Source organism: Methylophilus sp. DMC16, from assembly GCF_056314045.1.
In genome coordinates, this window is sequence record NZ_JBQUZC010000003.1 from 260,737 (window position 1) to 274,539 (window position 13,803).

Genomic DNA, 13,803 nt, shown 5'->3' on the forward strand with positions numbered 1-13,803 from the left:
AAAGGATGCCAAGGCATCCTTTTTTTATTGCTGAGTTGGTGTTTTAAAACTTGCCATGCTCTAAATCTTATTATCCAGGCCCATCTGGTAATACTTATGCACAATCTTCTCCTGGTTTTCTAACAACCAGTCTATGCTAGGCTCATTGCGCAAGGCTTTTTGAATCGCCTTGAAGGTCGCCTCACGGTGAATATCAAACAGCGCCTTATGGTCGATTTTCTCTTGTTCCAGAATCGCCGGGCTCAACCACACTGAAACAATAATGCCCAAGTCATTGGCTTTTTCTTTCGGGATATCGCCGCTACGTACGGCATCCAGTACGCCGTTGGCAATGGCGCCCTGCACGGTGCCCATCAAAATATTGGTGTAACGCGGATCTTTCACAGTCACCTTGCTCACCATCAGCGTCGCTGGGCGCACCATAATGTCGGTGTTCATAATCGCCAGTACGCGGGTATGGCCTTTGACCTGGTCGCCCAGCAGGTTGGCAAATGCTGTGCCCATCGGGCCGTTCATTTCACCAATCGCCACTTCGGGTTCAGCCGCCGTGCCGGGTGGGCCGCCTGCCACCAGTGCTTCACCCACACGCATAATAATTCGATCATTAGACATCTTTGGAGCTCCTTTGCTATCAATGTATTGCAACATGGTAGGGGAATTCTCCCACCATGGCTAGTTGCATGCGCTCGGTATCGCGGTTTTACCGCTTGAGGCACCAAGCGCGTGCATGAATTTAATAACCATTAACGCTTGAAGAAAAGCAGGTTCTAGGGAATAATCTAGCCTTTCCGTAAAAGGCTGGTTTTCTGGCTTTTTTAAAGAATTCAATCAAGGTTTTGCAGCTTTTTGTGTAAGACCGTTCACTTTCACTCTAGGGAGAAAACAATGGCAACTCGTGTCGACTTGTGCAACGCCATCCGTGCTCTGAGCATGGACGCTGTACAAAAAGCAAACTCCGGCCACCCAGGCGCACCTATGGGCATGGCTGAAATTGCTGAAGTATTGTGGAACCACAATCTGAGCCACAACCCAAACAACCCACAATGGGCTAACCGTGACCGTTTCGTATTGTCCAACGGCCATGGCTCAATGCTGATTTACTCCTTGCTGCACCTGACTGGTTACGATGTGACCATGGACGACATCAAGTCTTTCCGTCAACTGCACTCCCGTTGCGCTGGTCACCCAGAATACGGCTACGCACCTGGCGTTGAAACAACCACCGGTCCATTGGGCCAGGGTATTGCAAACGGCGTTGGTTTCGCCATGGCAGAAAAACTGCTGGCTAGCCAATTCAACAAGCCAGGCCACGACATCGTTGACCACTACACATACGTGTTCCTGGGCGACGGCTGTATGATGGAAGGCGTTTCTCACGAAGCTTGCGCACTGGCTGGTACATGGGGCCTGGGCAAACTGGTTGCTTTCTGGGATGACAACGGTATTTCTATCGACGGCCACATCGAAGGCTGGTACACAGACGACACCGCAGGCCGCTTCAAAGCATACGGCTGGCACGTTGTTTCAGTAGATGGTCACGACCAGGCTGCGATTCAGAAAGCCATCGACGAAGCGAAATCAGTGACTGACAAACCATCACTGATCTGCTGTAAAACCATCATCGGTAAAGGTTCTCCAAACAAATCCGGTTCACACGACTGCCACGGTTCCGCATTGGGCGAAGCTGAAGTTGCAGCAACCCGTGCTGAAATCGGCTGGCCACACGAGCCATTCGTGATTCCTGCTGACGTGTACGAAGGCTGGAACCAAAAAGACAAAGGCGCAAAACGCGAAGCTGACTGGAACGCCAAGTTCGACGCTTACGCTAAAGCCTACCCAGCAGAAGCTGCAGAATTCAAACGCCGTATGGCCGGTGAATTGCCAGCTAACTGGAAGTCACTGACTGACGCAATCATCGCTGAAACGAACGAAAAAGCTGAGAAATTGGCTACTCGTCAAGCTTCACAAAAAGCAATTACAGCGTTGGCGCCAATCTTGCCAGAATTCCTGGGCGGTTCAGCTGACTTGACAGGTTCTAACCTGACAGCGGCTAAAGAATTCAAACACGTGAGTGGTAAAGAGCCAGGCAACTACATCTCTTACGGTGTACGTGAGTTCGGTATGGCTGCCATCATGAACGGTATGGCATTGCACGGTGGCTTGTTGCCATACGGCGGTACTTTCCACATGTTCTCTGACTACATGAAAAACGGCATGCGTATGTCTGCGTTGATGCATCAACGTGTGATCTACGTGCTGACCCACGACTCTATCGGTCAAGGTGAAGACGGTCCTACCCACCAACCAGTAGAAAACACTTCTGGTCTGCGTATGATTCCTCGTATGGATGTATGGCGTCCAGCTGACTCTACAGAAACAACCGTTGCTTGGGTTGCTGCCGTAGAGCGCACTGAAGGCCCAACCAGCTTGGTATTGAGCCGTCAAGCGGTGCCAGGCATCAAGCACGATGCTAAAGACTTTGAACTGATCCGCAAGGGTGGCTATGTGTTCTCTGACGCTGCAGGTAAAGCGGATGTGATCATCATTGCTAACGGTTCCGAGTTGGATCTGGCGATTCAAGCGGCTGCTGAATTGAACGCTGCGGGTACTAAAGTGCGTGTGGTTTCCATGCCATCCACCAACGTATTCGACCGTCAAGACCAGGCTTACAAAGACAGCGTATTGACTCCAGGCGTTAAACGCGTGGCTGTTGAAGCTGCTCACCCAGACTTCTGGCGTAAGTATGTAGGTATTGAAGGTGCCGTTGTTGGTATCGATACCTTCGGCGAATCCGCACCAGGCGGCGCACTGTTCAAACACTTCGGTTTCACCGTAGAGAATGTTGTGAACACAGTGAAATCTGTTTTGTAATTTAGACCAGATTGCTGCATAAAAAACCGCTTCCTCGTGTAGCGGTTTTTTTTCGCCTATATGCCGTGAAACAACCCATCCACGGCAAGGTTACTCTTGCTTAGCTTGTGAGCAAATTCACTTGTACATTCACAATCAACTTAGGCTGAATATTGGGGCCGATAAAGCTGCCAGCCACTGGCGGGATCGTTTCCGGGTTACGGGAAACCGCCACGGCAATATGTTGTGTGCCGGTCACCTTTCCTGCGGTGGGGTCAAAGCCTTTCCAGCCGGTGCCTGGCAAATATACCTCAGCCCAGGCATGCGTGGTGGCGTTACCGGCCTCAGTCGCCGGGGCATGCAAATAGCCACTGACAAACCGGCTGGCCAGTCCCAAGAGGCGGCAAGCTTCAATAAACAAGGTAGCATAGTCACGGCAAGAGCCACTCAGCTTATTCAAGGTGGTGGCCGGTGTCTGCACGCCAGGTTCTTCGCGAATCTGGTAGCGAAACTGGGTATAAATCGCCTGATTCAGGCGGGTCAGCAGTTCAAATGTATTGATGCTGCCGTTTCTCAGCCCCAGTTGTAGCAGCCACTGGCTGACCGCATCTTGGTCATCCATAAAAGTGGGTCGCTGAAAAGCCGCCAGGTCTTCCCAGTCAGCCTGCGCATAGGCAAACGGATAATTCACTGCATACGGTTCAATCCAAAAGTCCAGTGGGGCCTCTTCATAGTGTTGAATCACCACTTCACTTGCAATGGTGAGTCTGTCGCTCGCTTGCAAAAACGTGACAGCCGCCAGCGAGTTATCAAACACATCGCGATACCATTTGATCTGATACGCTGGCGTAATATTCAGGATAGAAGACTCAATGCGCAAATCGTGCCCCTCACGCGGCCGCAGCAATAAATAATGCTGCTGCAGTGTGACTGTGCCCGAGAACAGGTATTCAGTCAGATGTTTGATTCTTAATCGTTTCATGGTGTGTTTCTCGCGCCATTTAAATCGGTGCGGCGGCCAGTTGCGTGACACGCACCTGCATCAGCGCCGGGTACAAGGCCGGGCCAAACTGGTTAAAAATGGCAACATCGGCCGCATCACGTCCATAGGCCACAGTAATGCGTCCGCCCATGGATTCTGACTGGCTCGGGTCAAACGTGTACCATCCCCCATTCACATACGCTTCAAACCAGGCATGAAAGTCCATCGGTTGTAGTCCGTGCAAATACCCCACCACCATGCGTGCCGGGATGCACAGCCCTCGGCACAAGGCGATGCCCAAATGCGCCAGCTCACGGCAAACGCCTTCGCGCTGCTGATTCACCTCAACCGCAGACAGTTGAAAATGTGGAGAATCCGGATTGAAACGAATATTCTGGCGTATCCATTGCTCGATGGCCTTTACCTGATCGTATCCAGGCAGCACATTGGCGACAATTTGCTGGCCCAGATCAATGAATTTATCTGACTCGCAATAGCGTGATGGCAGTAAATAAGTCAGTACATGGTTAGGCAAATGCTGAACCTCTTCAAACCGCCCGCCGGGCGCAGTCTCAAGCTTGTCAGCGGTCAAAATATCCGCCGATGTGCTGATATAAAACTCACCCACAGGCGCAATCAAGCGCTGGCAAAGATTGCCATAAGTGTCGGTATATTCTTCCACCGGCACACTGGGCTTAAGCGTATAAGACTGTCGAGCTACCCATTGATGCACCCCACTGCGCGGCCTCAGCATCAAAATAAACGGTGTGGGAATACTGACAACAAAGCTGATATCACATTCAGTGCGTAACCACATGTGCAATCCTTAAGTGATGCAAGCCAACCCATTCTAGCCTGCTTTCAAGACATATGTGCAAAAGTGAATGAATAACTAAGACATATCAATAATAACCCTGTAAAATTTATGGTTTTACAGTTTTAGCCAGAAAGTTTTTTATGTCATTACCAGCCTGCCCAAAATGCCAATCCGAATACACCTACGAAGACGGTGATAACTACGTCTGCCCAGAGTGCGCGCATGAGTGGAGCAAAGTGGCCACTGCCGAATCAGAAGAACTCAAAGTCGTGCGCGATGCCAACGGCAACGTGCTGCAAGATGGCGATACCATCACCGTGATCAAAGACCTGAAAGTCAAAGGTTCTTCATCCGTCGTTAAGGTCGGCACCAAAGTGAAAAACATCCGCTTGGTCGACGGCGACCACGATATCGACTGCAAAATTGATGGCTTTGGCGCGATGAAGCTGAAGTCGGAGTTTGTGAAAAAGGCTTAGCCGAATGACTCTTGTTCTGTCATTTAAAACAGCTTGACCGATAAACACCGCCTCCCACAGGGCGGTGTTTTTTATGGTAATTGGCAGATAAACACGTCACGCACACTGCAATCACGCCTCTATCCTACGGTTTAATGGTAGTCTGACCAAAATTATTATTAGCCCGTAAGATGAAAACCCCAAAAAGATTAGAGCCGCTGCTTGAAGATGGTGTGGTAGATGCGGTGATACGCCAGTTAATGAGTGGCAAAGAAGCCACGGTGTACGTGGTGCGCTGCGGTGAAGAAACACGCTGTGCCAAGGTGTATAAAGAAGCCAACAAACGCAGTTTTCGCCAGAGTGTCGATTACACCGAAGGCCGCAAAGTTAAAAGCAGCCGTCAGGCACGGGCCATGGCCAAAGGCTCAAAATACGGCAAACAGGCACAAGAAGAAGCCTGGCAAAGTGCAGAGGTCGATGCGCTGTATCGGTTAGCTGCGGCAGGTGTGAGCGTGCCCACCCCCTATCAGTTTTACGAAGGGGTGTTGATCATGGATTTAGTCACCGACGCCGAAGGCAATGCCGCGCCACGGCTCAACGACGTGGTATTCACCGCTGAAGAAGCCCGCCAGCATCACCAGTCGCTGCTCAAAGAAGTCGTGCGCATGCTATGCGCTGGCATCGTCCACGGCGACCTTTCAGAGTTTAATATCCTGCTGAGTAGCGATGGCCCCATCATCATCGACTTACCCCAAGCCGTCGATGCCGCAGGCAACAACCACGCCATGAGCATGCTAGAGCGCGACGTCGGTAATTTGGCTGATTTTTTCGGCCAATTTGCGCCCGAGCTCATCAACACACACTATGGCAAAGAAATCTGGGCGCTCTACGCAAAAGGCGCACTCACGCCCGAAACGGTGCTGACTGGACAATTCAAACAAGACAATAAACCGGTAGATTTAAAAAGCGTGGTGCGTGTGATAGACGCCGTGCGTGAGGATGAAGCCAAAAAGCAAATGCGGCTGGCAGAAGCCAAAGCCGCGCTGCCTAAGCCTAAACGATTTTAAAACGGTAAATAGCAAGCGGTAGAGTGGCCTGCCATCTGCGGGCGCATGCAATGACAGTTCTTTTTAGTCTAACCCTAAATATCCTGTTTCTTACGTTTGGTCATCCATCCCAGCAAGCCTAAACCTACTACAAGCATCGAGACTGTATTTGCCTCAGGAACGGGCGTTATCGAGAAGAATAAATTATCTGCATAGCCATCATTAGCAGAACCCTGCTCGCGTTGCATTTCAAGTTTAAATGCAATCTGAGTTGTACCCACTGGCGTTAAGCCTGAGATCTCTTTAAATAGCAGTCCAGTAACGCCACCGCGCTCACTAGGCGTTGTTGAACCAAAGGTGACAAAAGAAATGACAGATGCATTCACATCCAAGAATTGAATGGTGAGTTGGGAGTAATCCGTTTGACCTGCGAACCCACCAAAATAGCCAGAAGCATAAAATCCAGCATTACCCGCATTATCAAGAATGTCGGTTACTTGATAGGCAGAAGAGTAATTGTTACTAGTACCACCCCCAAAGTAATTTGAACCACGATCCATAGGCCCTGGATCACCAGATGCCAAATAGCCGCCACCAATATCATATTTAATGACGGTAAAGTTACCAGTTAAATCCTGCCAGTTTGGTACCACCACCACTTCCGAGTTGCCCCCTAAACCTGTTTCAGCATCTCCATTTTTAATCAGATTGACTGTAGCGTTTGCCGTGTTCACAAAGACCATCGCAAACAATAATGCAAGCAAGCTTTTAGTGTGCATTTAGATACTCCTCGAAATTAATATTATTAATGCAACGATGCCGTCGTTTTATACCAACACCACCCAATAGTATTCTGTTGCAAAAACTTGTCGACCCCTCGTTTAGGGGGTAAACATCAATTGGAGTCATCGGGGTTAAGGTCTAGCAAAAAAACACCATTGTTTTTTATTGCTTTTATAAAGCCTAACACCATCACAGTGTTGACCGGCAAATTCAAACAAGACGACAAACCGGTAGACTTAAAAAGTGTGGTACGCGTGATAGACGCCGTGCGGGAGGATGAAGCCAAAAAGCAAATGCGCTTGGCAGAAGCCAAAGCAGCGCTGCCTAAGCCTAAACGATTTTAAAGGCGCTCACAATTAATTGAACAAATTTTAGATAGCGTAGGATCATTTAATAGGTACCTCCCTACGCAAGCTGAATCAGGGTTGCAACGTGTGGCGTGCAGGTCGCCATGCTGGAAATGTTGTTTTGCAAGACCTGACCCCAAAGGTTTGTTTATTTCTTGACCTGACTCAGCTTGCTATTTGGGAGTTTGTGACGAGAGCTTAATTTAAATGAGGTTTATTTTAAAGCGGTATATTACGTTTAGTAATTGACGCGCTTCTTCCTAACGTCAATTCTGAAAAAATTAAGTCCAGTTCGTCATTAAATAAAGTCTTCATGACATTCCGCATTTCTTCTTTGTAATGTTGATTGCAGAATCCGGTTAGGTCCCAATCTTTATACTCAGGTAGTGTTTTCTTCTCAAAAAAGCTTTTAATTCCAACTTGTTTAATTACTTGTCCTATTGATTCAAGCTCGGATATCGACATTATTATGATTGGGTTACGAGTCAGGAGGGCCTCGTTCAACGCAGATAGTTTAAAAGCCGCTTTAACTTCTATATCTAAAAGATGTTTTACCGCAGGACTTAGTAAATACCAATCATCTAACATTACTAAAATTGGAATAAGGTATCGGCCCTGATTAAGCAACTGTTCAATTTTTAAGTTTTTGTATGTTTGAACTACGTATTTGGCTAATAACTGAATATCTTCTCGTAGATTATTACCATCAAAGTCTATTTTTGAATCAAATCTTAATCTTTTAGTTTTGCACTCTATAAGTATTGATGCTGAGGAGTCTTGGATAATCCAATCGACTCTATGCTTAATATTTTTATTTTGCATTATGGGTTCAGGTTTGAAGTAAGTGAATGGATGCTGGTTGAAAATTTTACTTAGGACTTCGCCCACATATATTTCGAATGATTCGCCATAAGAGTTACCAAAATTTTTTGCTCCAACAAAGTCATAAAACAAACCTGACGTAATTCTTTTCATAAATAGTTCTGGTACGGGGCAATAAGTAAAATGTGGATTGTTCCTCGAAATGCTAATTAATGGTTTTTCTTCTAAAGGATTCCATGTGTATTCCCAAAGCTCATTGTGTGATTGATTGGCAATATAAGATTCTTTCAATATTGATAAATCAATAGTTAATTTGTTGAGGAAAGTTCTAGACTGTTCTTGATTAATTCCAAATTCTTCATAGCTTTGTTCTAAGTTGAATCCTGGGTTGTGAAGTAAGTGGCCTCTTGCAGCAAAGCCAACAAACATAAGTTGATTAAGATTTAGGCCTGTTTGATCATTAACTAGTTTATTTACTGTAGAGCTGCCTAAAATCTTTTTATAGCGGATAAGTAGTTCAAGATTGTTAATTCTTTGCCAAGGGAATTGGTGGTGAGCTGTTCTATGAAGGCCTTTTAAAACGTTATCTATATTTATTTTTCTTGAAGCAATAAGGTTTTTGTAATCGCGGACTCCATTTATTGCAGAGCCTAGGTGAGTGTAATTAAATAAAGTTTTATTACCTTTGTTTGATGAGTTAATAATGATTTCTCTGAGAATAGTAACCAACTCCCATGGGTAGACTAAGCCTCTCAAAGTCTTAAATTGCGATTTTAAGTGTATAAACGATGGGTGGTTGGGTAGAGGGTGGTCATTCAGTAAATGTTGCGATAATAACCATATATGTTGCAGTGAAGATTCCACTGGAAATTGGCTAAATAGATTTCTCAGTGGTTTGTACTTTTGATATAAATCCTTAGGTATCAAGTTATTCATAATAGTCGCCGGTGGCAGGTCTTGCAAAATAGCACAAGCAAAAAGTAAGAATCCTTCGATGCTTAAACCTTCATAACCATATCGCCATAGCCCACCAACTGGCTGTCATAGGTGATTAAGTGCATCGGCTCATGTAAGGCTTGAGCAACCAGCAGGCGATCAAATGGGTCTTCACACGCTAATGGGGTCAGGTCTTGCAAAACGCCAATATTCTTTCTAACAATTGGAGTCATAATGACTCGTCCAGTCTACGCATGGATAGCAAGTGAGCCAGCCTTAGCTGTCAATGAATAGCTGCTACTGATTTTCTTTTGAGGACTTAGCCAAGCGCAAAAAATAAGCGACCTGCTCGACCCATTGCAAACGCTGCAATGGAGTTAACGCCATAAAGGCCCGTAAGCGTTCTTCACTCACATGATAAGTTCGGTCGGCTGGATTAAAGGGCGTGTTCATAGTGATTTTATTTTCTCTAAATGCTCAATATCACTCAGGTCTATCGGGCGACCAGCAGCACGTTTCATCGCAATTAAGTCATCTACGCAAGCCACTTCTACCGAGACATCCCCCAAGTTAAATTGCACAGCGCGTGTATGCATCTGGTTAAAATCCAAAGGTGGAAACAGCAGAATATCAATCGTGACCCCAGCCAGGTCTGGTGTGCGTAATGCAAATGCCAGCATGTTTTTTTCAGTGTGCCATTGACGCAATAACGCAAGATTGGTCAGGCTTTCCAGCGGCACAGGCGCAACGGGCGTCAACTGCAACGCTTTTGCACATTGCAACATGCCTTCAAGGTTTTCTGGCTGCATGGCGACTGTGATATCCACATCCATGGTTGCTCGCTCAACGCCATGCAAAGAAACAGCCAAGCCACCGATCAACAGGTAATCGACATCAAATTTTTGCAGCGCTGCAAACAGGTCTAAATAAAACATAACTGCAGTTTAAAGCAGGTGGCTTAAAAATAGAATTAGTTTAATTTCGCACGGTTCATCAAGTCTTGACTTGGCATTGTTAATCAAAAGCCTCAATCAATGGAGTTAAGATTTCATGGAAAACCGTAGCCAATCGGATTAAACCAATTCAAAGAAGCCTACTCTCAAATATAATCATTACTTAACTCTAAAAACTCAGGTAAACCCATGCGAACCGAAAACGCTGTTGCACCAAAAACTATCTACCTCAAAGACTACACGCCCGCGCCTTATCTGGCGAAGCAGGTGAATTTGAGTTTTAACCTATTGCCTGGCAAAACCATCGTCACATCTGAAGTGAAGTATGTGAAAAACCCGGTGGGGGTATCTAGCGACTTGGTGCTGGATGGTGAAGAGCAGACGATTGTTTCAGTGGTAAAAAATGGTGTGCCATTGAGCGATTACACGGTGGCCGATGGGCAGATGACGATTGCGAGTCCGGGGGATGAATTCACGCTCACCATCGTGAGCGAGATTAACCCCGAGGCCAATACGGCGCTGGAGGGGTTGTATCAATCACAAGGCACTTATTGCACACAGTGTGAGGCAGAAGGCTTTAGACGCATTACGTATTATCAGGACAGGCCGGATGTGTTGAGTGTGTTTACGGTGCGTATTGAGGCGGATGCCAAGGCGTATCCGGTGATGTTGTCGAATGGTAATTTGCAGGAAGAGGGCGGCTTGCCGGATGGCAGGCATTACCGTGTCTGGCATGACCCATTCCCCAAGCCTTGTTATTTGTTTGCGCTGGTGGCGGGCGACTTGGTGCGGGTGGCGGATACGTTTACCACTATGACGGGCCGCACCGTAGATTTGCATATTTACGTGCGTGCGGGCGACGAAGGGCAGTGCAGTCATGCCATGGAGTCACTGAAAAAATCCATGAAGTGGGACGAAGAGGTGTATGGCCGCGAGTATCAGCTCGACCTGTTTAATATTGTGGCGGTGAGCGACTTTAATATGGGCGCGATGGAAAACACCTCGCTCAATGTGTTTAACACCGCGTTGGTGCTGGCACATCAAGAGACCGCGACCGATAGCGATTTTATGAGCGTGGAAGGCGTGATTGGTCACGAATACTTCCACAACTGGACGGGTAACCGCGTGACTTGCCGCGACTGGTTTCAATTGTCCTTGAAAGAAGGGTTTACTGTGTTCCGCGACCAGGAGTTTAGTGCAGACTTGAACTCGCGTGCCGTGCAGCGGATTGACGATGTGAACGGTCTGCGTCGTTTGCAGTTTCCTGAAGATGGCAGCCCGCTGGCGCACTCGGTGCAGCCGGATCAGTTTATCGAGATTAGCAACTTTTACACCAAAACCATCTACGACAAAGGCGCTGAGCTGATTCGCATGCAGCATACGTTGCTCGGGCCGCAGACTTTCCGTAAGGCCACCGATTTGTATTTTGACCGCTTTGACGGCCAGGCGGTGACCTGTGATGATTTTGTGCAGTGCATGGCTGACGCTTCTGGCCGTGACATGACGCAGTTTTTCAGGTGGTATAAACAGGCAGGCACGCCTACCTTGGTCGTCAGCAGCCATTACGATGCGGCCCAGCAGCGTTATACGCTAAGCTTTAAACAATCGCAGCCGGAGACGCCGGGGCAGACCGACAAGCAGCCTTTGCATATCCCGATTGCGGTCGGTTTGCTGGCCGCGGATGGCAGCGAGATTGTGCCTACGCAAGTGCTGGAAATGACGGCACGTGAGCAATCATTCACTTTCGATGGCATCGCCGCCAAACCGGTGCCTTCGATGCTGCGAGGGTTCTCTGCCCCGGTCAAACTGGAGACCGATTTAAGTGACGATGATTTGCGCCTGTTGCAGGTGCATGACACCGATGGCTTTAACAAATGGGAGGCCGGGCAGACGCTGGCGCTGCGCACCATACAGCGCGTGATGGCAGATCCGCAGGCGGATATCAGCCAGTTTATTGCCGATGTCGGCACCTTGATTGCGCAAGGCTTGAGCGGGCAGGGTGACAAAGCCTTGCTGGCGCGCGCCTTGAGTTTGCCCATGATAGGTGTGATTGGCCAATATCAGCCGGTGATAGACCCGGCAGCCATTGATGCGGCGCGTAGCAGCATCCTCACTCAGATCAAGCGTGCGCATAAAGACGCTTTGGCCGCGCTGTATGAGGCCAACGCCAATCCGGGCGAGTTCACCATTACCCCGCAAGCCATGGGCCGCCGTACTTTACAGGCCGCCGTGTTAGAGATTCTGACCACCACCAATGGCACTGGTTGTGCTGCACGCGCCAAAGCGCATTACGACGCAGCAGATAATATGACGGATCGGGTGACTGCATTGTCGTGCCTGTCTGACAGTACACAGCCGCAACGGGCCGAGGTGTTTGCAGACTTTTATACCCGCTTTGAAAAGTATCCGCTGGTGGTTGACAAGTGGTTCTCATTGCAAGCGATTGCCAACCGCGAGCAAATTTTTGATGACCTCGCCTTATTGCGCGCGCACCCCGATTTCAACATCAAAAATCCTAACCGCGTGCGTTCGCTGTATAGCGCGTTTGCCATTAACAATCCGGTCAAGTTCCATGATCCTAGCGGCAAAGGGTATGCCTTTTTGCGTGATGCGATTATTGAGCTCAATAGCATCAACCCGCAAATTGCCGCGCGCCTTGTGACGCCGTTGCGTGAGTGGAAGCGCTACACACCTGCCTTGCAGGCGCAGATGAAAGCGGCGCTACAAGTGGTGCTGGATACGCCTAATTTGTCGGGTGATGTGTTTGAAGTGGTGAGTAAGAGCTTGGATGGCTAATAAAAAAGCGGAGCTTAAACTCCGCTTTTTTTAATGGTCTGTTCGCACTATTTCCCCATGGCCTCGCCCAGGCGTATCGGTTTGCCTGGGTGCCAGCTGGCATTAAACTCCAGTACGTCTTTTTCAAATAACATCACCACGGTAGAACCCAACAGAAAACGACCCATTTCTTCGCCTTGTTTCAAGATGATGTGTTGGTTGCTGTAATCCCAATGGATGACTTTGCCCGGACGTGGCGGGTTGATAATGTGGTCTTTGGCATCGTGCCAAACGGTAGCCATGCTGCCGACAATCGTCGCACCGACCAAAACCAGCACAAACTTGCCATGCTGGGCGGATTCAAAGGTGCAGACCACGCGCTCGTTACGCGCAAACAGGCCTGGCACATGGGCGGCAGTCAGGGGATTTACTGAGAATAAATCGCCAGGCACATAGGTCATGCTCAGCAGCTTGCCATCGCATGGCATATGGATGCGGTGATAATCTTTGGGGCTTAGATACAGGCAGGCAAAACGACCACTGTCAAAGTTTGCAGCTAAAGCAGCGTCGCCACCGACCAATGTCTGCGCTGTGTAATGATGGCCTTTAGCCTGAAAAATCTGGCCGTTTTCAACTTTGCCAAACTGGCTGATGGCGCCATCCACCGGGCATACAAAGGCATTATTTGCCAAGGGCCGGGCATCCGGTTTGAGTGGGCGCGTGAAGAACAGGTTAAACGTTTTGTAGCTGCTGATATCGCCGTTGAGTGCTTCTTCCATATTCACATGGTATTTGCGCACAAACCAGCCGATAAACGCCGTGGTCAGGCCACCCGCCTGCCAGTGCGCCAGTTTGCCGGCGGCGGCGGTGAGGAGTTGTTTGGGGGCAATGTATTGCAGCAGAATGGCGAGTTTCACTTCTATCCCTTATCTCTCAGTTCGAGTGTGTTGCAAGCACTTGTTTTTATCATGTCTTTATTCATGATTTTACAAATAAAAAAGCACAGGCGATATACATCGGCCTGTGCTTTTTACCTA

13 protein-coding genes are annotated in these 13,803 nt (G+C 48.3%); 5 read left to right on the top strand and 8 right to left on the bottom strand.

The features are described 5' to 3' along the window. Window positions 1–60: 60 nt before the first annotated feature. Window positions 61–612 (bottom strand): formaldehyde-activating enzyme, encoded by a 552-nt coding sequence (fae, locus tag ACT53D_RS12725; protein ID WP_313988680.1) that lies wholly within the window; start codon window positions 610–612, stop codon window positions 61–63. A gap of 273 nt (window positions 613–885) precedes the next feature. On the opposite strand from fae, the gene tkt reads away from it, so the two are divergent. Further along, complete coding sequence (gene tkt, locus ACT53D_RS12730) at window positions 886–2,871, top strand: transketolase (protein ID WP_313988683.1); 1,986 nt, start codon at window positions 886–888, stop codon at window positions 2,869–2,871. 100 nt (window positions 2,872–2,971) lie between these two features. Here tkt and ACT53D_RS12735 read toward each other — a convergent pair whose 3' ends face one another. Next, complete coding sequence (locus tag ACT53D_RS12735; protein WP_313988687.1) at window positions 2,972–3,832, bottom strand: transglutaminase family protein; 861 nt, start codon at window positions 3,830–3,832, stop codon at window positions 2,972–2,974. A gap of 19 nt (window positions 3,833–3,851) precedes the next feature. Continuing rightward, window positions 3,852–4,649: a transglutaminase family protein gene (locus ACT53D_RS12740; protein ID WP_275356588.1), complete on the bottom strand. Its 798-nt coding sequence runs from the start codon at window positions 4,647–4,649 to the stop codon at window positions 3,852–3,854. A gap of 140 nt (window positions 4,650–4,789) precedes the next feature. Between ACT53D_RS12740 and ACT53D_RS12745 the strand changes: the two genes are divergently transcribed. Beyond that, on the top strand, window positions 4,790–5,125 hold the full coding sequence (locus tag ACT53D_RS12745) for a zinc ribbon domain-containing protein YjdM (RefSeq protein ID WP_194749227.1): 336 nt from the start codon (window positions 4,790–4,792) through the stop codon (window positions 5,123–5,125). Between the two features lie 170 nt (window positions 5,126–5,295). After that, window positions 5,296–6,171, top strand: a complete 876-nt coding sequence (locus ACT53D_RS12750) for a PA4780 family RIO1-like protein kinase (protein WP_476156529.1) — start codon at window positions 5,296–5,298, stop codon at window positions 6,169–6,171. A 74-nt stretch (window positions 6,172–6,245) separates the two neighbouring features. On the opposite strand, the gene ACT53D_RS12755 is transcribed toward ACT53D_RS12750, so the two are convergent. Further along, a complete protein-coding gene (locus tag ACT53D_RS12755; protein ID WP_476156531.1) occupies window positions 6,246–6,929 on the bottom strand; it encodes a hypothetical protein in 684 nt (227 codons plus the stop codon). 159 nt (window positions 6,930–7,088) lie between these two features. Here ACT53D_RS12755 and ACT53D_RS12760 point away from each other — a divergent pair, with 159 nt between their 5' ends. Continuing rightward, window positions 7,089–7,277: a hypothetical protein gene (locus tag ACT53D_RS12760; protein WP_476156532.1), complete on the top strand. Its 189-nt coding sequence runs from the start codon at window positions 7,089–7,091 to the stop codon at window positions 7,275–7,277. A 222-nt stretch (window positions 7,278–7,499) separates the two neighbouring features. Here ACT53D_RS12760 and ACT53D_RS12765 read toward each other — a convergent pair whose 3' ends face one another. From ACT53D_RS12765 to ACT53D_RS12775, 3 genes are all read right to left on the bottom strand, one after another. Then, complete coding sequence (locus ACT53D_RS12765) at window positions 7,500–9,038, bottom strand: hypothetical protein (protein ID WP_476156534.1); 1,539 nt, start codon at window positions 9,036–9,038, stop codon at window positions 7,500–7,502. A 62-nt stretch (window positions 9,039–9,100) separates the two neighbouring features. Next, window positions 9,101–9,271: a hypothetical protein gene (locus ACT53D_RS12770; protein ID WP_476156536.1), complete on the bottom strand. Its 171-nt coding sequence runs from the start codon at window positions 9,269–9,271 to the stop codon at window positions 9,101–9,103. Between the two features lie 216 nt (window positions 9,272–9,487). Continuing rightward, the gene (locus ACT53D_RS12775; RefSeq protein WP_275356592.1) at window positions 9,488–9,973 is read right to left on the bottom strand and encodes a DUF6036 family nucleotidyltransferase; all 486 of its coding nucleotides are present in this window, start codon (window positions 9,971–9,973) and stop codon (window positions 9,488–9,490) included. 207 nt (window positions 9,974–10,180) lie between these two features. Here ACT53D_RS12775 and pepN point away from each other — a divergent pair, with 207 nt between their 5' ends. Next, on the top strand, window positions 10,181–12,787 hold the full coding sequence (gene pepN / locus ACT53D_RS12780; RefSeq protein ID WP_476156538.1) for an aminopeptidase N: 2,607 nt from the start codon (window positions 10,181–10,183) through the stop codon (window positions 12,785–12,787). Between the two features lie 47 nt (window positions 12,788–12,834). Here the strand turns inward: pepN and asd are convergent, their stop codons facing one another. After that, window positions 12,835–13,683 carry an archaetidylserine decarboxylase gene (gene asd, locus ACT53D_RS12785; protein ID WP_476156539.1) on the bottom strand — a complete coding sequence of 283 codons (849 nt, stop codon included), beginning with the start codon at window positions 13,681–13,683 and terminating at the stop codon, window positions 12,835–12,837. Window positions 13,684–13,803: the final 120 nt, after the last annotated feature.

Coding starts and splice junctions, on each gene's coding strand:
- ACT53D_RS12745 (WP_194749227.1), top strand. CDS start 4,790: ATGTCATTACCAGCCTGCCCAAAATGCCAATCCGAATACACCTACGAA.
- pepN (WP_476156538.1), top strand. CDS start 10,181: ATGCGAACCGAAAACGCTGTTGCACCAAAAACTATCTACCTCAAAGAC.
- ACT53D_RS12765 (WP_476156534.1), bottom strand. CDS start 9,038: ATGAATAACTTGATACCTAAGGATTTATATCAAAAGTACAAACCACTG.
- ACT53D_RS12755 (WP_476156531.1), bottom strand. CDS start 6,929: ATGCACACTAAAAGCTTGCTTGCATTATTGTTTGCGATGGTCTTTGTG.
- ACT53D_RS12740 (WP_275356588.1), bottom strand. CDS start 4,649: ATGTGGTTACGCACTGAATGTGATATCAGCTTTGTTGTCAGTATTCCC.
- ACT53D_RS12750 (WP_476156529.1), top strand. CDS start 5,296: ATGAAAACCCCAAAAAGATTAGAGCCGCTGCTTGAAGATGGTGTGGTA.
- ACT53D_RS12770 (WP_476156536.1), bottom strand. CDS start 9,271: ATGACTCCAATTGTTAGAAAGAATATTGGCGTTTTGCAAGACCTGACC.
- ACT53D_RS12775 (WP_275356592.1), bottom strand. CDS start 9,973: ATGTTTTATTTAGACCTGTTTGCAGCGCTGCAAAAATTTGATGTCGAT.
- tkt (WP_313988683.1), top strand. CDS start 886: ATGGCAACTCGTGTCGACTTGTGCAACGCCATCCGTGCTCTGAGCATG.
- fae (WP_313988680.1), bottom strand. CDS start 612: ATGTCTAATGATCGAATTATTATGCGTGTGGGTGAAGCACTGGTGGCA.
- ACT53D_RS12735 (WP_313988687.1), bottom strand. CDS start 3,832: ATGAAACGATTAAGAATCAAACATCTGACTGAATACCTGTTCTCGGGC.